Source organism: uncultured Serinicoccus sp. (assembly GCF_947500995.1).
In the GTDB taxonomy this organism is placed as follows: domain Bacteria; phylum Actinomycetota; class Actinomycetes; order Actinomycetales; family Dermatophilaceae; genus Ornithinicoccus.
Genome location: NZ_CANMUA010000009.1, coordinates 69,676 through 91,272, shown reverse-complemented (window position 1 = coordinate 91,272; position 21,597 = coordinate 69,676). Strand labels below are relative to the sequence as shown.

The 21,597-nt window shown below is 73.3% G+C and carries 24 protein-coding genes; 4 read left to right on the top strand and 20 right to left on the bottom strand.

Annotated elements, in window-relative coordinates; all coding sequences use genetic code 11:
* Window positions 1-3 precede the first annotated feature (3 nt).
* The 7 genes from rlmN to rpsB form a co-directional block, all read right to left on the bottom strand.
* Complete coding sequence (gene rlmN, locus Q0967_RS14535) at window positions 4-1,179, bottom strand: 23S rRNA (adenine(2503)-C(2))-methyltransferase RlmN (RefSeq protein WP_298751051.1); 1,176 nt, start codon at window positions 1,177-1,179, stop codon at window positions 4-6.
* 23 nt (window positions 1,180-1,202) lie between these two features.
* Window positions 1,203-2,078, bottom strand: coding sequence for a phosphatidate cytidylyltransferase (locus Q0967_RS14530; protein WP_298751049.1), 876 nt, complete (start codon window positions 2,076-2,078; stop codon window positions 1,203-1,205).
* 28 nt (window positions 2,079-2,106) lie between these two features.
* Complete coding sequence (gene frr, locus Q0967_RS14525) at window positions 2,107-2,673, bottom strand: ribosome recycling factor (protein WP_298751047.1); 567 nt, start codon at window positions 2,671-2,673, stop codon at window positions 2,107-2,109.
* Window positions 2,674-2,730: 57 nt separating this feature from the next.
* Window positions 2,731-3,510: a UMP kinase gene (gene pyrH, locus Q0967_RS14520; protein ID WP_298751045.1), complete on the bottom strand. Its 780-nt coding sequence runs from the start codon at window positions 3,508-3,510 to the stop codon at window positions 2,731-2,733.
* Window positions 3,511-3,602: 92 nt separating this feature from the next.
* On the bottom strand, window positions 3,603-4,490 hold the full coding sequence (locus tag Q0967_RS14515; RefSeq protein WP_298751043.1) for an NrtR DNA-binding winged helix domain-containing protein: 888 nt from the start codon (window positions 4,488-4,490) through the stop codon (window positions 3,603-3,605).
* A gap of 169 nt (window positions 4,491-4,659) precedes the next feature.
* Window positions 4,660-5,487: a translation elongation factor Ts gene (gene tsf / locus Q0967_RS14510; protein ID WP_298751041.1), complete on the bottom strand. Its 828-nt coding sequence runs from the start codon at window positions 5,485-5,487 to the stop codon at window positions 4,660-4,662.
* 32 nt (window positions 5,488-5,519) lie between these two features.
* Window positions 5,520-6,488, bottom strand: coding sequence for a 30S ribosomal protein S2 (rpsB, locus tag Q0967_RS14505; protein WP_298751038.1), 969 nt, complete (start codon window positions 6,486-6,488; stop codon window positions 5,520-5,522).
* A 258-nt stretch (window positions 6,489-6,746) separates the two neighbouring features.
* Between rpsB and Q0967_RS14500 the strand changes: the two genes are divergently transcribed.
* Complete coding sequence (locus Q0967_RS14500) at window positions 6,747-7,910, top strand: pyridoxal phosphate-dependent aminotransferase (RefSeq protein WP_298751037.1); 1,164 nt, start codon at window positions 6,747-6,749, stop codon at window positions 7,908-7,910.
* Window positions 7,911-8,024: 114 nt separating this feature from the next.
* The gene (locus Q0967_RS14495; RefSeq protein ID WP_298751035.1) at window positions 8,025-8,981 is read left to right on the top strand and encodes a tyrosine recombinase XerC; all 957 of its coding nucleotides are present in this window, start codon (window positions 8,025-8,027) and stop codon (window positions 8,979-8,981) included.
* A gap of 123 nt (window positions 8,982-9,104) precedes the next feature.
* On the opposite strand, the gene Q0967_RS14490 is transcribed toward Q0967_RS14495, so the two are convergent.
* The 8 genes from Q0967_RS14490 to rplS all read right to left on the bottom strand — a co-directional run bounded on the left by Q0967_RS14490 (window position 9,105) and on the right by rplS (window position 15,150).
* Window positions 9,105-9,695, bottom strand: coding sequence for a M23 family metallopeptidase (locus Q0967_RS14490; protein ID WP_298751033.1), 591 nt, complete (start codon window positions 9,693-9,695; stop codon window positions 9,105-9,107).
* 20 nt (window positions 9,696-9,715) lie between these two features.
* On the bottom strand, window positions 9,716-10,828 hold the full coding sequence (dprA, locus tag Q0967_RS14485) for a DNA-processing protein DprA (protein ID WP_298751031.1): 1,113 nt from the start codon (window positions 10,826-10,828) through the stop codon (window positions 9,716-9,718).
* Window positions 10,825-12,354: a YifB family Mg chelatase-like AAA ATPase gene (locus tag Q0967_RS14480; protein WP_298751030.1), complete on the bottom strand. Its 1,530-nt coding sequence runs from the start codon at window positions 12,352-12,354 to the stop codon at window positions 10,825-10,827. The genes dprA and Q0967_RS14480 overlap by 4 nt, the downstream gene beginning before the upstream one ends.
* On the bottom strand, window positions 12,354-12,752 hold the full coding sequence (locus tag Q0967_RS14475; protein WP_298751028.1) for a YraN family protein: 399 nt from the start codon (window positions 12,750-12,752) through the stop codon (window positions 12,354-12,356). Before Q0967_RS14475 ends, Q0967_RS14480 begins: the two co-directional genes overlap by 1 nt.
* Before the next feature lie 107 nt (window positions 12,753-12,859).
* The gene (locus tag Q0967_RS14470; protein ID WP_130014765.1) at window positions 12,860-13,180 is read right to left on the bottom strand and encodes a DUF2469 domain-containing protein; all 321 of its coding nucleotides are present in this window, start codon (window positions 13,178-13,180) and stop codon (window positions 12,860-12,862) included.
* A complete protein-coding gene (locus Q0967_RS14465) occupies window positions 13,177-13,902 on the bottom strand; it encodes a ribonuclease HII (protein WP_298751023.1) in 726 nt (241 codons plus the stop codon). The genes Q0967_RS14470 and Q0967_RS14465 overlap by 4 nt, the downstream gene beginning before the upstream one ends.
* Entirely contained in the window at window positions 13,899-14,648 is a 750-nt protein-coding gene (lepB, locus tag Q0967_RS14460) for a signal peptidase I (protein WP_298751021.1), read from the bottom strand. Before lepB ends, Q0967_RS14465 begins: the two co-directional genes overlap by 4 nt.
* Window positions 14,649-14,766: 118 nt before the next feature.
* Entirely contained in the window at window positions 14,767-15,150 is a 384-nt protein-coding gene (gene rplS / locus Q0967_RS14455; protein WP_298751276.1) for a 50S ribosomal protein L19, read from the bottom strand.
* A gap of 270 nt (window positions 15,151-15,420) precedes the next feature.
* On the opposite strand from rplS, the gene serB reads away from it, so the two are divergent.
* Window positions 15,421-16,299: a phosphoserine phosphatase SerB gene (serB, locus tag Q0967_RS14450; RefSeq protein WP_298751019.1), complete on the top strand. Its 879-nt coding sequence runs from the start codon at window positions 15,421-15,423 to the stop codon at window positions 16,297-16,299.
* A 54-nt stretch (window positions 16,300-16,353) separates the two neighbouring features.
* Here serB and trmD read toward each other — a convergent pair whose 3' ends face one another.
* The 5 genes from trmD to Q0967_RS14425 form a co-directional block, all read right to left on the bottom strand.
* The gene (gene trmD / locus Q0967_RS14445) at window positions 16,354-17,070 is read right to left on the bottom strand and encodes a tRNA (guanosine(37)-N1)-methyltransferase TrmD (protein WP_298751017.1); all 717 of its coding nucleotides are present in this window, start codon (window positions 17,068-17,070) and stop codon (window positions 16,354-16,356) included.
* Window positions 17,071-17,075: 5 nt separating this feature from the next.
* Complete coding sequence (gene rimM, locus Q0967_RS14440; protein ID WP_298751015.1) at window positions 17,076-17,600, bottom strand: ribosome maturation factor RimM; 525 nt, start codon at window positions 17,598-17,600, stop codon at window positions 17,076-17,078.
* Window positions 17,601-17,685: 85 nt separating this feature from the next.
* A complete protein-coding gene (locus Q0967_RS14435) occupies window positions 17,686-17,928 on the bottom strand; it encodes an RNA-binding protein (protein WP_298751013.1) in 243 nt (80 codons plus the stop codon).
* A gap of 2 nt (window positions 17,929-17,930) precedes the next feature.
* Entirely contained in the window at window positions 17,931-18,434 is a 504-nt protein-coding gene (gene rpsP / locus Q0967_RS14430; protein ID WP_298751011.1) for a 30S ribosomal protein S16, read from the bottom strand.
* 132 nt (window positions 18,435-18,566) lie between these two features.
* Window positions 18,567-20,108, bottom strand: a complete 1,542-nt coding sequence (locus tag Q0967_RS14425; RefSeq protein WP_298751008.1) for a helix-turn-helix domain-containing protein — start codon at window positions 20,106-20,108, stop codon at window positions 18,567-18,569.
* A gap of 119 nt (window positions 20,109-20,227) precedes the next feature.
* On the opposite strand from Q0967_RS14425, the gene aceA reads away from it, so the two are divergent.
* On the top strand, window positions 20,228-21,532 hold the full coding sequence (aceA, locus tag Q0967_RS14420; protein ID WP_299450678.1) for an isocitrate lyase: 1,305 nt from the start codon (window positions 20,228-20,230) through the stop codon (window positions 21,530-21,532).
* Window positions 21,533-21,597: the final 65 nt, after the last annotated feature.

Sequence of the window (21,597 nt, the reverse complement as noted above, 5' to 3'; positions counted from 1 at the left end):
GCCTCAGGAGGGCTGGGCGGTCGCCGCGAGCTGCCCGCAGGCGCCGTCGATGTCCGACCCGCGGGTGTCGCGCACGGTCGTGGGGATGCCGTGGGCCAGCAGCCGCTCGACGAACTGCTGCTCGACCCCGCGGCGGGAGGCGGTCCACTTGCTCCCCGGCGTCGGGTTCAGCGGGATGGGGTTGACGTGCACCCATCCGCGCCCGCGCGCGTTGAGCTTCTCGCCCAGCAGGTCGGCGCGCCACGCCTGGTCGTTGATGTCGCGGATGAGGGCGTACTCGATCGACACCCGCCGACCCGTCGTCTCGAAGTAGCGGCGGGCGGCGTCGAGGGCCTCGTCGACCTTCCAGCGGGTGTTGATCGGCACCAGCTCGTCGCGCAGCTCGTCGTCCGGGGCGTGCAGGGACAGGGCCAGCGTGACGGGGATGCCCTCCCCCGCCAGCTTGTCGATGGCCGGCGCCAGTCCGACCGTCGACATCGTCACACCTCGCGCCGACATGCCCAGGCCGTGCGGGGAGGGGTCGACGAGGCGGTGGATGGCCCCGAGGGACGCCTTGTAGTTGGCCAGCGCCTCACCCATCCCCATGAAGACGACGTTGCTGACCCGCACCTGGTCGGCCGCGTCGCCCTCTCCCTCGCCCCCGGCCAGCTGGCCGTGGCGCAGCGCCCGGGCCGCGGCGACGACCTGCTCGACGATCTCCGCGGTCGACAGGTTGCGGGTGAGCCCCGCCTGGCCGGTCGCGCAGAAGGGGCAGTTCATCCCGCACCCGGCCTGGCTGGAGATGCACATCGTCACCCGACCGGGGTAGCGCATGAGCACCGACTCGACCATGGCGCCGTCGTGCAGCCGGTGGACCTGCTTGAGCGTGGCACCGTCGTCGGCGGACAGGGCCCGCACGGGGGTGAGCAGCGGGGGCAGCAGGCCCTCGACGAGCTCACGTCGGCCGGCCTTCGGCAGGTCGGTCATCTGGTCCGGGTCGGTGACGAGCCGCTCGAAGTAGTGGCGGCTCACCTGGTCGGCGCGGAACCCGGGGATGCCCAGCTCGGTGGCCCATTCCTTGCGGCCCGCCAGGTCGTGGTCGGCGAGGTGCGTCGGGGCCTTGCCGCGCCGGGGGGCCTTGAAGGTGAGCTGTCCGGGGACGGGGCGGTCGGCGGTCGGGGCGGGGAGATCGGTCGTCATGGCCCTCCCAGTGTCTCAGGGAATCAGACCAGCAGGTGCAGCAGCGCCCAGCAGACGGGCACGGTCACGACGAGGGAGTCCAGCCGGTCCATCACCCCGCCGTGGCCGGGCAGGATGCTGCTCATGTCCTTGATGCCGAGGTCCCGCTTGATCGCGGACTCGGCGAGGTCGCCGACGGTGGCGAAGGCGGCCGCGCACGTGCCCACCACGAGTCCCGCCCACCAGGCCCCGCCCAGAAGCCAGGACACGCAGACGGCCCCCACGACCGCGCTCGTGGCCACGGACCCGGCGAAGCCCTCCCAGGACTTCTTCGGCGACAGCGAGGGAGACATGGGGGTGCGACCTCGCAGGACGCCCACGGCATACCCTCCGGTGTCGGAGGCCACGGTGACGAGGATGAAGGTGATGATCCGACCGACGCCGTCCGGCTGCGCCAGCATGAGCGAGGCGATGGCGGCGAGCAGGGGGACGTAGGCCACGATGTAGACGCCGCCGGCGACGTCGCGGACGGCGTCCCGCGGGAAGCCGATGCTGCGCCACACCAGGATGAGCGCCGTGGCGGTGGCGAAGCCGACCGCGAGCGCGTCCGCCCCCTGGTAGTAGGCGAGCGGCACCAGCCCGACCGAGGCGAAGACCGGCACCCGGGGCGGGTCGACCCGCCCGGTGCGCAGGGCCTGGTCCAGCTCCCAGACGCCGACCACCGCGGCAGCGGTGACGAGGTAGACGAAGGCGGGCTTCCAGAAGACCAGGCTGGCCAGGATGACGAGCACCAGGCCGACGCCGACCGCGATGGCCGCCGGCAGGTTGCGGCCGGCCCGCGGGGGACGGCGGGCCGCCGCCCGCGTCGCCCGCCGGGTGCCGGCATCCGGCGCAGGGGCCGTGGCGCTCGGCTCGGTCATCGGGTCCCTCCCCCTCGGGCTGAGCTGCTCACACCTCGAGCAGCTCGGCCTCCTTGTGCTTGAGGATGTCGTCGACGACCTCGACGTGCCGCCGGGTCAGCGCCTCGAGCTCCTTCTCCCCGCGGCTGCCGTCGTCCTCACCGATCTCGCCGTCCTTGACGGCCCGGTCGATGACGTCCTTGGCGTGCCGACGCACGTGTCGCACCGAGACCTTGGCGTCCTCGCCCTTGGCGTGGGCCAGCTTGATGTACTCGCGCCGCCGCTCCTCGGTGAGCTGCGGCATGACGATGCGGATGGCGTTGCCGTCGTTGCTCGGGTTGGCCCCCAGGTCGGCCTCGCGCAACGCCTTCTCGATGTCCTTCATCGCCGACCTGTCGTAGGGGGTGATGAGCACCGTGCGGGCGTCCTGGATGCTGAAGCTGGCGAGCTGCTGCAGCGGGGTCGGCGCACCGTAGTAGTCGACCTCGAGCTTGGTGAACATGCCGGGGTGGGCGCGACCGGTGCGGATGGACGCCATGTCCTCGCGGGCCACCTCCAGCGCCTTGTCCATCTTCTCCTCGGCCTCCATGAGGGCCATCTCGACGACCTCGGACATCGTGGGTGCTCCTTGCGTGGTATGTCGTGGTGCGGGTGGTGCGGGGCGGTGCGGCGGTCAGCCCGCCGTCACGAGTGTCCCGATCCTCTCACCCTTGATCGCCCGGGTGATGGAGTCCTCGCCGTCCATGCCGAAGACGAGCATCGGCAGCTCGTTGTCCATGCAGAGGCTGAACGCGGCGGCGTCGACGACGCGCAGGTTGCCGACGAGGGCGTCGGAGAAGGTCAGCTCCTCCAGCTTGCGGGCCTGGTCGTCGGTGCGCGGGTCCGCGGTGTAGACGCCGTCCACCCCGTGCTTGCTCATGAGCACCTGGTCGCACTTGATCTCCAGGGCCCGCTGCGCCGAGACCGTGTCGGTGGAGAAGTACGGCATACCGGCGCCGGCGCCGAAGATGACGACCCGGCCCTTCTCGAGGTGGCGCATGGCGCGACGGGGGATGTAGGGCTCGGCGACCTGGCCCATGGTGATCGCCGTCTGCACGCGGGTGTCCACCCCCTCCTTCTCCAGGAAGTCCTGCAGCGCGAGGCAGTTCATCACGGTCCCCAGCATCCCCATGTAGTCCGCCCGGGCCCGCTCCATGCCCCGCTGCTGGAGCTCGGCGCCACGGAAGAAGTTGCCCCCGCCGATCACCACGGCGATCTGCACCCCGGAGCGGTGCGCGTCCGCGATCTGGTGGGCGATCCCCTTGACCACGTCCGGGTCGACGCCGACGTGCCCCCCGCCGAAGGCCTCGCCGGAGAGCTTGAGCAGGACTCGACGCGCCCGACCCGGGTGCTGGGAAGACAGGTCGTGGCTCGTCGCGGTCCGGTGCGCGGGCGCGGTCGTGGTCGTGGGCATGGGGGTCCTCCGGTGATCGAGGCTGGGGCGGTCGCTCGATCCTGCCACACGCGCCGGGGTGCGGCGATCGCGCCGGCCCAGGCACCGCTGCCTCAACGGGGCGTCGGGAGCTTGGTGCCCGCCACCTGCCGCTCGTCCAGCACGGCCCGGCGGAAGCGGTAGAGGCGGGCCGGCCGGCCCCCGGTGTCCGCGGAGATCTGCCCCGTCTCCTCGACGAGCTCCTGCCCGGTCACCAGACGCCGGAAGTTCTGCTTGTGCAGCCGTCGCCCGGCGAGCGCCTCGACCGTGCGCTGCAGCCGGCCCAGGGTGAAGGTCTCGGGCACGAGCTCGAAGACCACGGGTCGGTACTGGATCGTGGCGCGCAGGCGGGACAGCGCGGTGGCGAGGATGCGCCGGTGGTCGGACTCCATGGGGTCCCCCGGCACCAGGGACGCGCCGGCCTCGGGGATGAGGCCCGCCTCCCAGAGCAGCTCGTAACGTTGCAGGGCCAGCTCGGGCGCCCAGGCACGGCCGCCCAGGCCGAAGCAGATGTCGGCCCGGCGCCGACGGGCGCTCCGCTCCCCTCGAGGGGCGCTCTCGACCCACTCGGTCAGCAGCGGTGCCACGGTCCGCTCCACCAGCAGGGCCCCCGACGTCCCTGGCTGCTCGAGCCCCCGGTGGTCCTCCCAGGGGAAGAAGGCGTACCAGTCGCGCCACAGCGGGCCGGACACGGCACGGGTGAGGCCGAGGTAGGAGACCGAGACCGCACGCCGCGCCCCCGGGTCGCCGTCGGCGAAGGTGTAGAGCTGCTCGACGTAGCCCAGCCGGTGCCCCGTCTGCTGCTCGACCCACGCGCTGAGCCCGGCCTGCATGGAGCGGTGCTCCGAGCGCAGCGCCCCGGCCGGCAGCCGAGGGCGTTCCCCCGAGGTGAGCACCAGGGGGCGGTCGTCGTCGACCGCGGTCACCACGGCGACCAGCTCGGCACTCAGGTCGGCGGTCACCGCCTCATCCTGCCTCCCCCGGACCTCCCCGACCACCTCGACCCGACCGGACAGGTTCCCGCACCTGCCGCATACCGCCCGACCCACGCCGGCAGCGACGCCGGAAGGCCGGGCCCCGACGGTGCGGGGCCCGGCCTTCCGGTCAATGCTGAGCGGAGCTCAGCCGGCGTCAGACGCCGACCTTGAACCGCGCGAAGCCGGTCACCTCGGCGCCGGCCTCCTCGGCGACCTTGGCGATCGTCTTCTTGGTGTCCTTCGCGAACGGCTGGTCCAGGAGGACGTTCTCCTTGAAAAAGCCGTTGACCCGGCCCTCGATGATCTTGGGCAGCGCCTGCTCGGGCTTGCCCTCCTCGCGGGCGGTCTCCTCGGCGATACGGCGCTCGTTGGCCACCGTGTCGGCGTCGATCTCGTCCCGGGTCAGGACCGAGGGCGAGAACGCCGCGACGTGCATCGCGATGTCGCGAGCGACCTGCTCGTCGCCACCGGAGGTCGCGACGAGGACGCCGATCTGCGGGGGCAGGTCGGGCATCGTCTTGTGCAGGTAGGACACGACCTGGTCACCCGCGACGCGGGCCACCCGACGGACCTCGATCTTCTCGCCGATGGTGGCGTTGGCGTCGTCCAGGACGTCCTTGACGGTCTTGCCGTCCATGTCGGAGGCCAGGAGGGCGTCGACGTCCGCGGCCTGCACGGCCACGGCCTGGGCGAGGACGCGGTCGGCCAGCTCGCCGAACACCGGGCCCTTGGCCACGAAGTCGGTCTCGCAGTTGACCTCGACGAGGGTGCCGACGCCACCGTCGACCTGGGCCCGGACGAGCCCGTTGGTCGCGGAGCGACCCTCGCGCTTGGTCACGCCCTTGAGGCCCTTGACGCGCAGGATGTCGGTGGCCTTGGCGGTGTCGCCGTCGGCCTCGTCGAGCGCCTTCTTGACGTCCATCATCCCGGCGCCGGTGGACTCGCGCAGCGCCTTGATGTCAGCGGCGGTGTAGTTCGCCATGAGTGCTTGCTTGCTCCTTCGTGAGGGAGGGGTCAGGACTGGGTGGTCTCGGCGGTCGCCTCGGTGGGCTCCCCGGCCTCGGCGGTCTCCGCCGCCGCCTCGGTCGCGTCGGCGGTCTCCGCCGCGGTGTCGGCTGCCTGCGCCTCCTCGGCCTCGGCACCCGCCGCGGCCGCGTTCGCGTCCTCGGAGGTGGCCTGCTCGGCACCGACGGTGGGCTCGGACCCCTCGGAGCCGGCGAGCAGCTCGCGCTCCCACTCGGCCATCGGCTCGTTGGCGGCCGCCTCCTCGCCGGTGGCGGCGCTGCTACCGCCGGAGCGGGAGATGAGACCGTCGGCGACCGCGTCGGCGACCACGCGGGTCAGCAGGGTGACGGAGCGGATCGCGTCGTCGTTGCCCGGGATCTTGTAGTCGACCTCGTCCGGGTCGCAGTTGGTGTCGAGGATCGCGATGACCGGCAGGCCGAGCTTGCGGGCCTCGGTGACGGCCAGGTGCTCCTTCTTGGTGTCGACGACCCAGACGGCCGAGGGCACCTTCTGCATGTCGCGGATACCGCCGAGCGTCTTGGCGAGCTTCTCGTACTCGCGCCGCATCATGAGGAGCTCCTTCTTCGTGCGGCCGCTGCCGGCCACGTCGTCGAAGTCGATCTCCTCGAGCTCCTTCATGCGCGTGAGGCGCTTGGAGACGGTCTGGAAGTTGGTGAGCATGCCGCCCAGCCAGCGGTGGTTGACGTAGGGCATCCCGACCCGCGTGGCCTGCTCGGCGATGGACTCCTGGGCCTGCTTCTTGGTGCCGACGAACATGATCGACCCACCGTGCGCGACGGTCTGCTTGACGAAGTCGTACGCCTCGTTGAGGTACGTCAGCGACTGCTGCAGGTCGATGATGTAGATGCCGTTGCGCTCGGTCATGATGAAGCGCTTCATCTTGGGGTTCCAACGACGGGTCTGGTGCCCGAAGTGGACGCCGCTCTCCAGGAGCTGGCGCATGGTGACGACGGCCATGCCGTGTCTCGCTTTCTTCTCGATGGCAGTTGTGTCCTGGCCCGGGGACGCTCCCCACCCGCGTCCGTGCTGGCACGGACGTGGGACCGCGGGGTGCGCCACCGGTGACGAGCCGCCTACCGTGGAGGTATGCGGTGTGCACCGGTCGCGCCCGGGCGCGAATTCGCGCGTCGCACCGGCCCGAGGGCAGGAGGAGACGCACGTAGGGCCCAGGGTACGGCAGCGGCCCGCCTCCGGACGAATCGTTACCGTGGACCGATGAGCGATCCTCTCGTCCAGCGACTCCAGCCGTTCGGCACCAGCGTCTTCGCCGAGATGACCCAGCGTGCCCTGCAGTTCGACGCGGTCAACCTCGGTCAGGGCTTCCCGGACACCGACGGCCCACAGGAGATGCTCGACCTCGCGGCGCGCGGCCTGCAGGAGGGCCTCAACCAGTACGCCCCGGCCCGTGGCCTGCCCGTGCTGCGCGAGGCGGTGGCCGAGCACCAGGAGCGGTGGTACGGCATACCGCTCGACCCGCAGACGCAGGTCCTCGTCACGGTCGGCGCGACCGAGGCGATCGCCGCCTCCCTCATCGCCCTGGTCGAGCCCGGCGAGGAGGTCCTGGTCATCGAGCCGTCCTACGACTCCTACGGTGCTGCGGTCGCGATGGCCGGCGGCGTGCGCCGCAGCGTGCAGCTGCGCTTCCCCGACCTGTCGCTCGACCTCGATGAGCTGCGCGCGGCCGTGACCGACCGCACCCGCGTCCTCGTCCTCAACACCCCGCACAACCCGACCGGCAAGGTCTTCACCGCCGCCGAGCTGGAGGGGATCGCCGCGCTCGCGCGCGAGCACGACCTCGTGGTCGTCTCCGACGAGGTCTACGAGCACCTGGTCTTCGACGGGCGGCGCCACCTCCCCGTCGCCGCGCTGCCGGGGATGTTCGAGCGGACGCTGACCATCTCGTCGGTGGGCAAGACCTTCTCCCTCACGGGGTGGAAGACGGGCTGGGTGAGCGGGCCGCGGGAGCTGGTGGATGCGGTCGCGGCGGTGAAGCAGTTCCTCACCTTCGTCGGGGTGACGCACCTGCAACCGGCGGTCGCCCACGGCCTGTCCATGCCCGACGAGTTCTTCCACGGCTTCGCCCGACAGCTGCAGGACAAGCGGGACCTGCTGGTCGACGCGCTCGGGGAGGTCGGGGTGCCGGTCAGCCCCTGCCAGGGCAGCTACTTCGTCATCGCCGACCTCGCCCCCCACGGCGTCGAGGACGCGGTGGACTTCTGCCGCCGCATGCCGGAGGAGCTCGGCCTGGTCGGCGTGCCGGTCTCCGTGTTCTGCGACGACCCCGCACCGGTGCGCAGCCTGGTGCGCTTCGCCTTCTGCAAGCAGGACGAGGTTCTGCGCGAGGCGGCGCGCCGCCTGCACCGTCTCGGCGGTGCCTGACAGGCTCGCCGGTATGCCGTCCGCGCCCCCGACGAGAGCGCCTGCGTCGTGGCGTCCCCACGACCGGGTGGCGGGCACCCGGCTGGCACGGGTGACGAGCCAGGTCGCGGTCCTGTGAGCGACCGAGGCGGATCCGGCGGCGACGTCGAGGCGCCGGCCCCGAGGGTCCTCGGCGAGCGCCTGCTGGCGGAGTTCGCGCAGCACCTGGAGATCGAGAAGGGGCGCTCTCCGCACACCGTGCGCGCCTACCTGGCCGACCTGCGCGCCCTGGACACCTTCCTGGCCCGCCGCGAGGTGCCGGACGCCGCCGCGGTGCGGCTGGGTGACCTGCGCGCCTGGTTGGCCGGGCTGGGCGCCGCGGGCGCGGCCCGGTCCAGCGTCTCCCGTCGCGCGGCCTGCACCAAGACGTTCTTCCGGTGGGCGCAGCGCACCGGAAGGCTTCCCGCCGACCCCGCGCTGCGACTGCTCGCCCCCGGGAAGGACGCCTATCTGCCCGGTGTGCTGCGGGCCCCCCAGGCCGCTGCGCTCATGGACCTCGCGGCCGTCGCGGCCGACGACGACGACCCGCTGCACCAGCGCAACCGGGCCATGCTGGAGCTGCTCTACGCCTCCGGGATGCGCGTGGGCGAGCTGACCGGCCTCGACATCGACGACGTGGACCTGCGGAGCGGGACCGCCCGGGTGCTGGGCAAGGGCGGCAAGGAGCGCATCGTGCCGTTCGGCACCCCCGCGACCGAGGCGACCACGGCGTGGCTCGACGCCGGACGCCCTCGCCTGGTGACGGCCGAGTCGGGTCCCGCGCTCTTCCTCGGGCGCCGTGGTCGCCGGGTGGACCAGCGGCAGGTCAGGTCCAGCCTGCAGGGCCTGCTCGCCCACCTGCCGGACACCCCGCCCCTGGGGCCGCACGGGCTACGGCACAGCGCGGCCACCCACCTGCTCGAGGGCGGCGCCGACCTGCGCACCGTCCAGGAGCTCCTGGGCCATGCGAGCCTGGCGACCACCCAGATCTACACCCACGTGTCGGTGGAGCGCCTGCGCTCCGCCTACCAGCAGGCGCACCCGCGCGCCTGACCGGGACTCCCCGCGTCCGTCCCCCAGCGGGCCCACCCACGCGCCTGACCGCGACTCCCCTCATCCGTCCGCCCTGGTCCCACCTGCTCCTGCCGTCGGTCCAGCACCCGTCCGCCCGGTGGCTCACCCCTCGTGGGGGAGCAGGGTCAGCTGCACCCCGAGCAGCAGCGGCGTCGGGTCGACGTAGCCGTCACGACCCCGCACGGCCCCGAGGTGCAGGCAGTCGTGGACCGGGCAGTGGCCCCCGGACGCCACCCGCCCGAGGGGGTCGCCCCGGGCGACCCGTACTCCCTGCGCCACCCTGTCCACGACCGGCTGGTAGGTGCTGCGCAGGCCGCTGGCATGGGTCACGCTCACCACGCCCACCCCGGCGACCTCCCCGCTGAAGGTCACGACGCCCTCGTCCACCGCCAGCACCCTCTCGCCGGCCAGAGCGGCGAGGTCGACGCCCCGGTGGCCGCTCCCCCACCGCTCCTCGGGCGGGTCGAAACCCCGCACGACCTGCGGGACGCCCGCGAGCGGCCACCCCCACAGCGCGGTGCTGCCACGGTCTCCCGCGGCGGCGTCGTCCTCGGCAGCGCGCAGGCCCAGCAGGACCGAGACCAGCGCGCCGGAGGGGGACACCCGTGGCGTCGTCGTGGGCACCGCGGCCACCGGGACGGTCGCCGCCCCGGAGAGCGCCACCAGGGCCGTGAGCGCTGCGAGGCCCGTCACGACGAGTCCCCTGGCCCGGTTCATCGGGCCCCCACGGGCCGTCGCTGCCACCCGTCCAGGAGCTCCTCGGCCAGACCCTCCCGCTCCAGCTCCCGCAGCGCCCCCAGCGTCTCCCGGAGCGTCAGGCCCGATCGCGCCATGACGTCGTCCACCGCGCTCGACGACCGCGGCCGCAGCCACTGCCACACCCGGCGCAGGTCCTCGGACAGCCCGTCCGTGGCCCGTCGCTCCCCCTGCTTGACCGGCGCGAGATCCTCACCGATGCGGCCCACCAGCTCCGCCACCTCGGCCCCGTCCGTGACGAGCTCGGCGCCGAGCCGGATCTCCGCGTGCGTGCCCTGGGACATGAGGCTCTCCACCGAGCCCGGCACCGCCATCACCGGCCGGCCCAGCTCCCGGGCGTGCTTGAGCGTCGAGCGCGCACCGGAGCGCAGGCCCGCCTCCACGACCACCGTCCCCCGCGCGACGCCGGCGATGATGCGGTTGCGGGCGAGGAACCGCATGCGGGCCGGAGCGCCTCCTGGCGGGGTCTCGCTGACGAGGGCACCGGTGCGACGGATGCGGTCGATGAGATCGGTGTTGGCGCGGGGGTAGGGCACGTCGACGCCTCCGGCCAGCACCGCGACGGTGGACCCCTCCGCCGACAGCGTCGCGCGATGGGCGGTGGCGTCGATGCCGAAGGCCGCCCCGGAGACGACCGTGAACCCACGGGCCACGAGGTCGACGCACAGCCCGGCCGTGACGTGGTCGCCGTAGGCCGTGCTCGCCCGGGCACCGACCACGGCGACGCTGCGCTCGGCCAGGTCGGCGAGGTCACCCGGGCCGCCCACCCAGAGGCACCACGGTGGGTGCTCGAGCTGGTCGAGACCGTCGGGCCACTCGGGGTCGCCCGGCACGAGGATGCGGGCCCCCAGCCGTCGGGCGATCCGCTCGTCGTCGACGGCCTGCGCGCGCGACACCCGCGCCGTGAGCCGCCCGAGGTCCAGACCCCCGGGGGCGCGCCCGTCCCGCAGGGCGTAGCCGACGGTCTCCACGACCCCGTGCTCGGCCACCACCTGCTGGACCCGCTCGTCGTAGGGCTCGGCCAGCCGGGACAGCAGGATCCGCGCCCGACGCTCCTCGTCCCCGCTCATGCCACCTTCACCCCGCTCGGCGTGCGCAGGTCCAGCGCCAGGGTGACGTCGTCGAGGTCGGGACGCGGAGCCCCGCGCAGGTCGGCCAGCGTCCAGGCGACCCGGAGGGCCCGGTCCAGGCCGCGCAGCGTCAGCGCGCCCCGGTCCATCGCGCGTTCGAGGGGCCGCCGCTGGGCGGGGCCCAGGCGCCAGGGCTGCTCGCGCAGCACGGCACCGGGGACCTCGCTGTTGAGCAGCCAGGGGAGGGTGCGCCACCGCTCCCGCTGGCGCTCGCGGGCCCGTCGCACCCGGTCCGCCACCACGGTGGAGGGCTCGCCCGGCGGGAGCGCGAGATCACCGCGGGTGACCGCGCTCACGCCCAGCTTGAGGTCGATCCGGTCCAGCAGCGGCCCGGAGAGGCGGCCGAGGTAGCCGGTCCGGCGGAAGGGCGGGCACGTGCAGGCACCGCCGGCGCCGCCGCACGGGCACGGGTTGGCCGCCAGCACGAGCTGGAAACGGGCGGGCAGCCGCACGTGCCGGTCGGCGCGGGCGATGAGCACCTCCCCCGACTCCAGCGGCTGCCGTAGACCGTCGAGGACGTCGCGCCGGAACTCCGGCGCCTCGTCGAGGAAGAGCACGCCGCGGTGAGCCCGCGACACGGCGCCCGGATGGATGAGGCGGGACCCGCCGCCGATCACCGCGGCCGTGGACGCCGTGTGGTGCGGCGCCACGAAGGGCGGGCGCGTCACGAGCCGGTCATCCGCCGGGAGGGCCCCGAGGACGGAGTGGATGCCGGTGACCGCCAGCGCGTCGTCGGGGCCCAGCTCGGGCAGGATCCCGGGCAGCCGCTCGGCGAGCATCGTCTTGCCCGCCCCCGGCGGGCCCACGAGGAGGAGGTGGTGCCCCCCGGCAGCGGCGATCTCCAGCGCCTGCCGGGCCACGGCCTGTCCGACGACGTCGCCGAGGTCGGGCACCCGGGCCGGGGCCGAGGGCGCGGCCGGGGGCAGCTCGAGGTGCAGCTCCTCACCACGGGACCGGGCGAGGTAGAAGGCCCGGACGTCGCCGAGCGTGCGCACCGGGTGCACCCGCACCCCGGCCACCAGGGCCGCCTCCCGCGCCGCGTCCGCGGCCACCAGCAGCTCGGCGACCCCGTCGGCGGCCGCGGCCAGCGTCATCGGCAGCACCCCCGGCACCGGCCGGACGTCGCCGGCCAGGCCGACCTCCCCCACGTGGGCGATCCCCCGGACCGCCGCCGGGGGGACGTGACCCTCGGCGGCCATCATCGCCACCGCGATGGCGAGGTCCAGACCGCTGCCGGCCTTCGGGACACCCGCGGGGGACAGGTTGATGGTCCACCGCCGTGGGGGGACCGGCATCCCGCAGTTGCGCAGGGCGGGTCGCACCCGGTCCGGCGCCTGCCGACAGGCGCTGTCGGCCAGGCCGGTCATCACCGTCGCGGGCAGCCCGTCGGCCCCCTGCGCCTCCACGGTGACCAGGCGCCCCTCGACGCCGCTGAGGGTGACGGCGTGGGTCCGGGCGAGCGCCATCAGGCCACTCCCCGCAGGTGGGTGAGCCGGGTCGGCTCGTCGGGCGGGCTCAGCAGGCCGAAGACGTCGATCCGGAAGTCGGCACCGCGACGCTGGTGGGCGTCCAGCCAGGCCCAGGCCAGCCGTCGCAGCCGGTGCGCCTTCTCGCGGCCGACCGCCTCGACCGGCTCGCCGAAGCGGGCCGAGCGACGCGTCTTGACCTCGCAGAAGACGAGCTGGTGGCCGTCGTGGGCCACGACGTCGAGCTCACCCTCCGGGCAGCGCCAGTTGCGCTCCAGCACCATCCAGCCCAGTGCCTGCACGTGCGCGCAGACGAGATCCTCGCCCCGGTCGCCGATCTGCCGCGCCCTCGCCCACGGCATACCCCCGTCGTCCATCTCCCCCTCCTCCTGGACCACCGTCGGCGGTGGTCGTCCCCAGCCAACGCAGGGAGCCCGGCCGTCGCAAGGGGCGGGCGGGCTGCTGTGGACGACCGGGAGGGCGCCCGGGGGATGTGGACGGGCGGTCAGCGACCGTCGGTGAGGCCCTTGACGTCCAGGTCGGACTTGGCGAGCTCCTCGACGTTGACGTCCTTGAAGGTGATGACCCGCGCCTTCTTCACGAAGCGGGCCGGCCGGTAGACGTCCCACACCCAGGCGTCGGTGAGGGTCACCTCGAACCAGGTCTCGCCGTCCCCCGTGCGGACCTGCACGTCGACCTCGTTGGCGAGGTAGAACCGGCGCTCGGTCTCCACCACGTGGGTGAACAGCCCCACGACGTCGCGGTACTCGCGGTAGAGCGCCAGCTCGGCGTCGGTCTCGTACTTCTCCAGGTCCTCCGCGCTCATGGCGCCACTCCTTCCTCGCCCGCGACGACGGACGCCGCGGCGGTGATGTTCCAGCTGCGCCGGTGCCAGTCGCTGGGCCCCAGCCGGCGCAGGGCGTCCTGGTGCTCGGGTGCGGCGTAGCCCTTGTTCTGGTCCCACAGGTACGGGGTGTGCCGTGGCTCGGCCGCGGCCTGCACCATGAGCCCGTCCCGCTCCACCTTGGCCAGGACCGAGGCCGCGGCGACGGAGGAGCAGCGCAGGTCGGCCTTGACCATCGTGCGCACCGGGGGGCCGGGCGGACCGTCGAGCAGACCCAGCAGACCGACGCGCCCCGGGTCGGTCAGCCAGTCGTGGTTGCCGTCCAGCAGCACCAGGTCCGGTCTCGTGGTGTCCAGCCCGGCCAGGGCACGCTCCCCGGCGAGCCGGAGGGCGGCCATGATGCCGAGCTCGTCGATCTCCTGCGGCCAGGCGTGACCGACGGCGTGCGCGAGCGCCCACCGACGGATCCGAGGCACCAGGCGCTCGCGCGCCGCCGCGGTGAGCAGCTTGGAGTCCTTGACGCCCTGGGGCGCCGTCCGACAGGAGGCGTCGATGGCGACGACGCCCACGCTCACCGGCCCGGCCAGGGCCCCCCGGCCGACCTCGTCCATGCCGACGAGCACGGCATACCCCTCCCGCTGCAGGGTGCGCTCCACCCGCAGGCTGGGCCGCCGCGTGGGGCGACGGGACGTGGCCGTGCTCACGGCGCGTCCGGCACGTCGGCGAAGGTGTCCGGGACGGTGAACCAGTCGAAGTGGTCGAACGGGTAGAGCAGCACGACGGCCTGCCCGACGACCGCGTCCAGCGGCACCGAACCCTCCTGGCCGGTGCCGTCGTCGTTGGCCCGGGAGTCGCGCGAGTTCGACCGGTGGTCGCCCATGAGCCAGATGTGGTCCTCCGGCACGGTGACGGAGAAGTCCGTGGTGCTGGGCTCGTCGCCGGGGAAGACGTAGTCCTCGTCGAGGGGCTCGCCGTTGACCATCAGCCGACCCTCGTCGTCGCAGCACTCCACGGTGTCCCCGGGCAGCCCGATGACCCGCTTGATGAGGTGGTTGCCCTGGGACGACGGCGCGACCCCCACGAACTCCAGGCCGCGCAGGGCGGCGTTGACCACCGGCCCGCGGTCCACCCGCTGCACCGGCGGCAGCCAGCCGCCGGGGTCCTCGAAGACGACGACGTCACCGCGGTCGACGGACAGCGGCCCGGCCTGCACCTTGCTCACCATGACCCGGTCGCCGTAGACCAGCGTCGGCTCCATGCTGCCTGACGGGATCCAGAAGGCCTGCGCCACGAAGGTCTTGATGAGGAAGGAGATGACCAGGGCGGTCGCGGCGATCATGACGATCTCCCGCACGCCTGCCCAGAAGCCACCGGTGGGGGCCGGCCGCTCGACCGACGGCGGGGTGCCCTCGTCGGAGGAGCTGCCCCTCTCCCGGGTGGGTTCGCTCACCGGATGTCGTCCTGTCCTGTGGTGTCTGTGGCCATGCCGACCCTAACCCGGATGGCTGGGAACAGACCGATCCCCCGCCGGACCGGGCCGGGCGGGGGATCGTCGTCAGCGGGGGTGCTCAGGCCTGGTCGGCCTTCTTCGCCTTGGCGGCCGGGACGCTGTCGCGGCGCTCGCGGATCTTGGCCGCCTTGCCGCGCAGGTCGCGCAGGTAGTAGAGCTTGGCGCGGCGCACCACGCCCCGGCTCGCGACCTCGATCTTCTCGACGTTCGGGGAGTGCAGCGGGAAGGTCCGCTCCACACCGACACCGAAGGACACCTTGCGGACGGTGTAGGTCTCTCCGAGGCCCCCGCCGTGCCGGCGGATGACGACCCCCTTGAAGACCTGGACACGGGAGCGGTTGCCCTCGATGACCTTCACGTGGACGTCGACGGTGTCGCCGGCCCGGAAGTCCGGGATGTCGCTGCGGAGGCTGGCGGCGTCGAGATCGGCAAGCTTGTGCATGGTGTTCTCCTGCTCGTGGGTGCCACAGGTCACCCGCGGCGTGTCGGGCCCACGCCGGCGCAGCGCGCTGGCGGGACACGGTCGTCGTGGTGTGGTCTCCGGTCGGCGCCACCCGCACGCTTCCCCCTGTGGCAGGGGCACGGGCTGCACGGCGCGGACGCCGGGACACGAAGCACCAGTGTGCCAGAGGTCGTGGGCCCCTCCAAGTCGGTCGCCGCGCGCCTCGGCAGGCCGTCGATGGCCCCTCGACCGGCACCTAGCATGGGCGACGTGCCCCTCCTCACGCTCCTCAGCGACCCGAGCGCCCGCGACCTCACCGCCACGACGCCGCACGAGGTGGGCGGCGCGGCCGTGTCCGGCGAGCCGCGCTGGTTGCGACCAGGGTCCGCCGTGCAGGTGGCGGTGGGGCCGCAGCTGCGCCTCGACGATGACCTGTGGTCGGCCTGGCAGCGGCGCGGGGTCGACGTCGTCCTGCAGCCCGATGGACCGCGACGGCGCAGGGTGCTGCTCGCCGACATGGACTCCACCATGATCGAGCAGGAGTGCATCGACGAGCTGGCGGCGCACGCCGGGGTCGGGGAGCAGGTCGCCGACATCACGGCCCGCGCCATGAACGGCGAGCTCGACTTCGCCGGGGCCCTGGACGAGCGGGTGGCCCTGCTGCGCGGGCTCCCGGTCGAGGTGGTCGACACGGTCCTCGCCGAGCGCATCACCCCGAGGCCGGGAGGCCCTGAGCTGCTCGCCACCATGGCGGCGGCCGGGGGGTATGCCGCGCTCGTGTCCGGGGGGTTCACCCTCTTCACCCGGGTCATCGCCGAGCGGCTCGGCTTCGACGAGCACCGGGCCAACACGCTCGAGGTCGCGGAGGGCCGGCTGACGGGTCGTGTCGTGCTGCCGGTCGTCGGCCAGGAGGCGAAGCTGCGGGCGCTGGAGGAGATCAGCGGCCGGCTCGGGCTCGGCCGCGACGACGTCGTGGCCGTCGGTGACGGCGCCAACGACCTGCCCATGCTGCAGGCCGCCGGCCTGGGCGTCGCGCTGCACGCCAAGCCCGCCGTGGCCCGGCAGGTCCTGGTCCGCGTCAACCACGGGGACCTCACGGCCGTGCTCTACCTCCAGGGGTATGCCGAGGACGAGTTCGTCCGCCCATGAAGTTCTGGACATAGCTTTCTGGGCAGCGGGCCCCAGGAACCGATGTCCAGAAGCTCAGTGGCCGGCCTCGTAGCGGGCCATGAGGTCGGGGCGGCGCTGGGCGGTGCGGGACAGGCGCTGCTCCTGCCGCCAGGCGGCGATCCGGCCGTGGTGACCGGAGAGCAGCACCTCGGGGACCTCGTGCCCGCGCCAGCTGGCGGGCTTGGTGTAGACGGGGTACTCCAGCAACCCGCCCGTGTGCGACTCCTCCAGCAGGGACGCCTCGTTGCCGACCATGCCGGGCAGCAGGCGGGCGACCGCCTCGGTCATCGCCAGCACGGCGACCTCGCCCCCGTTGAGGACGTAGTCCCCCAGGCTCAGGATGCTGAGCGGGTAGCGCGCGGCGAACTCGTCGTAGACCCGCTCGTCGATCCCCTCGTAGCGTCCGCAGACGAAGACCAACCAGTCCTCCTCCAGGGCCAGGCGGGAGGCGACCTCCTGGCTGAAGACCTCACCCCCCGGACCCGGCACCACAAGGCGCGGGGTGCGGCCGGGCACCGACGTGCAGATCTCGTCCAGGGCCTCTCCCCAGGGCTCGGGCCGCATCACCATTCCCGCCCCACCGCCGTACGGGCTGTCGTCCACGGTGCGGTGCCGGTCGTGGGTCCAGTCCCGCAGGTCGTGGACGTGCACCTCGAGCAGGCCCTCGCGGCGGGCCCGCCCCAGCAGCGACAGGTCCAGCGGTGCGAGGTACTCCGGGAAGATCGTGACGACGTCCAGACGCAGCGGCATACCGCTCACTCCCCCAGCTCGAGCAGCCCGGGCGGCGGGTCCACGACCACGGTGCGCGCCTCCTCGTCGACCTGCGGCACCAGCTCCTCCACGAAGGGCACGAGGACGACGGACCCGGACGGTGTCCGCACCTCGAGCAGGTCCTGGACCGGCCGCAGGTGCAACGCCGAGACCTCCCCGACCGGCTGCCCGTCGACCCGCACGACCGCGAAGCCCAGCAGGTCGTCCTCGCGCCACCCCGCGTCCTCGTCCTCCACCTCGCCCTCCTCGTCGTCGTCGACGAGCAGCCGCGTGCCGCGCAGCGCCTCGGCGGCGGTGCGGTCGGGGTGCCCGTCGAACCCGAGGAGATAGGTCCCCTGGTGCTGCCGGACCGAGACCAGGGTGAGCGGGCCGCGCTGCTCCGGGTCGGTGGCGAAGCGGGCGCCGAGCGTGAGCCGGCCCTCCGGGTCATCGGTGTGCACCTGCACGGTGACCTCACCGCGCAGGCCGTGCGGCTTGCCGACGCGGGCGACGACGAAGGTCTGGCTCATGGTCTCCTCCGGTCCGGTGGACGGCACGACCCGCCCGGGCGCTGGTGCGCCGGGGCGGGTCGAGGGGGTGCTGCGGGGTGCGGGCTCAGCGCGCCCGGTCGGTGTCGACGATGTCCACGCGGACCTTCTCGCCACCGGCGAGGGCGCCGACCACGGTGCGCAGGGCGCTCGCGGTGCGTCCGCGACGACCGATGACGCGACCCAGGTCGTCCGGGTGGACCCGGACCTCCAGGATGTCGCCGTGCCGGGCGTTCTTGGTGCGGACGACCACGTCACCGTCGTGGTCGACGATGCCCTTGACCAGGTGCTCCAGCGCTTCCTCGAGCATGCTCAGGCCTCGTCGGTCTGCGCGCCGCTCTCAGCCGCCTCGTCACCGCTGCTGGAGGCCGCCGAGCCCTCGCTGTCGGCCGCGGGAGCCGTCTCGTCCTTCGAGGCCTCGGCCTTGGTGGACTTCTTGCGACGCTGGGTCGTGGCGCCCGACGTGTCCTCACCGTCGGAGGCCGCCAGGGCCGCCTCGTAGAGAGCCTTCTTGTCCGCCTTGGGCTCGCGGACCTTGAGGGTGCCCTCGGCGCCGGGCTCACCCTTGAACTTCTGCCAGTCACCGGTGACCCGGAGCAGCGCCGCGACCTGCTCGGTCGGCTGGGCGCCGACACCGAGCCAGTACTGCGCACGCTCGGAGTCGATGTCGATGAGCGACGGCTCCTCGGTGGGGTTGTACTTGCCGATCTCCTCGATCGCCCGGCCGTCGCGCTTGGCGCGCGAGTCCATCACGACGACGCGGTAGAACGGTGCACGGATCTTGCCCATGCGCTTCAGGCGAATCTTGACAGCCACGTGTGCGGTGTCTCCTCATAGTTGTCTGTGGTGTGCGACCCGGCACCGCGTGGGGATGAACACGCACGGCACCATGGCTGCGGTGGACACATCAGGGCACGGTGAGAGGGCCGACCACCGATGGGTTCACCGTCATTGTGCCACATCCCCCGCCGGTCCTTGCTCCGCGACCTCCGGCGAGGGCGGGGCGTGCTGCGCCACGAACCGCAGCACCTCGGTGTCGTCCACGCCGGGGAAGACCCCGGGCGGCATGACCGCGAGGAGGTGGGAGTGCGCCCGCGCGCTGGGCCACACCCTCCCCTCCCACTCGCGGGCGAGGTCGGCCGGCGGGCGGGTGCAGCAGCGCGGGTCCGGGCAGCGGGACAGCCTGCGCTCGCGGGTGTCCCGCCCGCGCATCCACCGGACCTGGTCGAAGGGCACGCCGACGCTGACCGAGAAGACGCCCGCCGGGGTGGGCTCGGCGACGGCGGTGCACCAGTAGGTGCCCCGACCGGTGTCGGTGTACTGGTGGTAGACCTGTCCGAGCGGCCGGTCGAAGACGACGCGCGCGGTCCACGAGCGGCAGACCCGGGCCCCCTCGATGGCCCCCGAGGCGTCCATGGGGAAGCGCACGCCGTCGTTCTCGTAGGCCTTGTAGATCACCCCGTCGGCGCTGGTGCGCATGAAGTGGACCTGGAGGTCGAGGTGCTCGGTGGCGAGGTTGCAGAAGCGGTGGGCCGCGGTCTCGTAGGACACGGCGTAGGCGTCCCGCAGGTCCTCCACCGCGATGTCCCGGTCGGCCCGGGCGCGGCGCAGGAGCGGGACCGCGGTGCTCTCCGGCACCAGTGCGGCGGCGGCGAAGTAGTTGATCTCCACCCGCTGGGCGAGGAACTCGGCGTAGTCACGGGGTGGCTCGTGCTCGAGGACGACGTGCCCGAGCGCCTGCAGCGCGGCAGCCCGGTGGTCGTGCCCGCCCCGGGCGGGCAGGTAGATCCGGTGGTGGGCGAGGTCGGTCACGGTCCGGGTGGAGGCGGGGACGTCGGGCACGGTGACGATCTCGAACCCCACGCGGCGGGCGACCCGCTCGACGACCGCCCGGGAGACCGGCCCCCCGGTATGCCCCGCCTGCGCCACGAGGTCGGCCGCGGCGGCCTCGATGTCCGCGAAGTAGTTGCCGGCCGCCCGCATCCGGGCCCGCAGCTCGGCGTTGGCCAGCCGGGCGAACTCCGGGGTGGCCGCGCGCTGCTGCTGCAGCCCCACGACGCTCTCGTAGAGCCCCACGAGCGCCTCCAGCGCGTCGTCGGGCAGGCCCGGCCCCACCCGGACGGCCGGGATGCCCAGGGTCTGGAAGCCCTCGGCCCGCTGCGCCCGCTCCCACCGGACCTCCAGCGCGGCACGCCGGCTGGGAGGTGCGCCCGAGAGCAGGCTGGTCAGGTCGGCACCCAGGACGGTGGCCACCTGCTCCAGCGTGGACGGACGGGCCTCCCGGCGGCCGTTCTCGATGAGCGAGAGCGCCGAGGGGGACAGGCCCGTGCGCTCGGCCACCGCCGCCAGGGTGAGCCCGGCGGCTCGGCGGGCGTGCCGCACGCGGCGCCCGACCGAGACCGGGTCGGCGGCCGGTCCGGTGCCGGGCCCGGTGCTGTCCAGGCGTTCGGAGGGGCGGAACGGCAGGACGCGACCGGTGGAGGACGGCATACCGCCACGATAGCGAAAGAACCACGCTTCTTGACAGACCTGTTCCCGCCCGACCCGTGCCGACCGCCGGGACAGTGGTGACACACCCGCAGTCGCCACACCGAGGAGAGGGGTCGACGATGACCATCACCACCCAGCCCACCGACACCACCCCCGCCGCCGCCCAGGCGCTGGAGATCGAGCAGGACTGGCGGAGCAACCCCCGCTGGTCCGGGGTCGAGCGTCGCTACACCGCCCAGGACGTCGTGCGGCTGCGCGGGTCCGTCGTCGAGGAGCACACCCTGGCCCGCCGGGGGGCCGAGCGGCTCTGGGAGGCGCTGGAGACCAGGCCCTTCACCCGGGCCCTGGGCGCCCTCACCGGCAACCAGGCCGTGCAGATGGTCAAGGGCGGGCTCGAGGCGATCTACCTCTCCGGCTGGCAGGTCGCCGCGGACGCCAACCTCGCCGGCCAGACCTACCCCGACCAGAGCCTCTACCCGGCCAACTCGGTGCCGGCGGTCGTGCGCCGCATCAACAACGCCCTGCAGCGCGCGGACCAGATCGCCTGGATGGACGGCGACACGAGCACCGACTACCTCGTGCCGATCGTGGCCGACGCGGAGGCGGGCTTCGGCGGCCCGCTCAACGTCTTCGAGCTGATGAAGTCGATGATCGCGGCCGGTGCCGCCGGGGTGCACTGGGAGGACCAGCTGGCCTCGGAGAAGAAGTGCGGCCACCTGGGCGGCAAGGTGCTCATCCCCACGGGGCAGCACGTGCGCACCCTCAGCTCGGCCCGTCTCGCGGCGGACGTGCTGGGTGTCCCCTCGGTCGTCATCGCCCGCACCGACGCCCTGGCCGCGGACCTGCTGACCAGCGACGTCGACGAGATCGACCAGGAGTTCACCACCGGGGAGCGCACCCCGGAAGGCTTCTTCCGGGTCCGCAACGGCATCGAGCCGGTCCTGGCCCGCGCCAAGGCCTACGCCCCCTACGCCGACCTCATCTGGGTCGAGACCGGCACCCCCGACCTGGGGCTCGCCCGCGAGTTCGCCCAGGAGCTGCACCGGGACTTCCCGGACCAGAAGCTGGCCTACAACTGCAGCCCGTCGTTCAACTGGAGGGCCGCCCTGTCGGACAGCGAGATCGCGTCCTTCCAGGACGAGCTCGGCGACCTGGGCTACGCCTTCCAGTTCATCACCCTGGCCGGCTTCCACGCGCTCAACCACTCGATGTTCACCCTGGCCCAGGGGTATGCCCGCAGCGGCATGAGCGCCTACGTCGAGCTGCAGGAGGCGGAGTTCGCCTCGGCCGGCTCCGGCTACACCGCGGTGCGGCACCAGGCCGAGGTCGGCACCGGGTACTTTGACGCGGTGAGCACCGCGGTCAACCCCGAGTCGTCGACGACGGCCCTGTCGGGCTCCACCGAGTCCGAGCAGTTCCACTGATCGACGCGGGCGCTGACCCGGCCCCCGACCCCGGGGGCCGGGTCAGGCGCCCCGCACGACGAGAC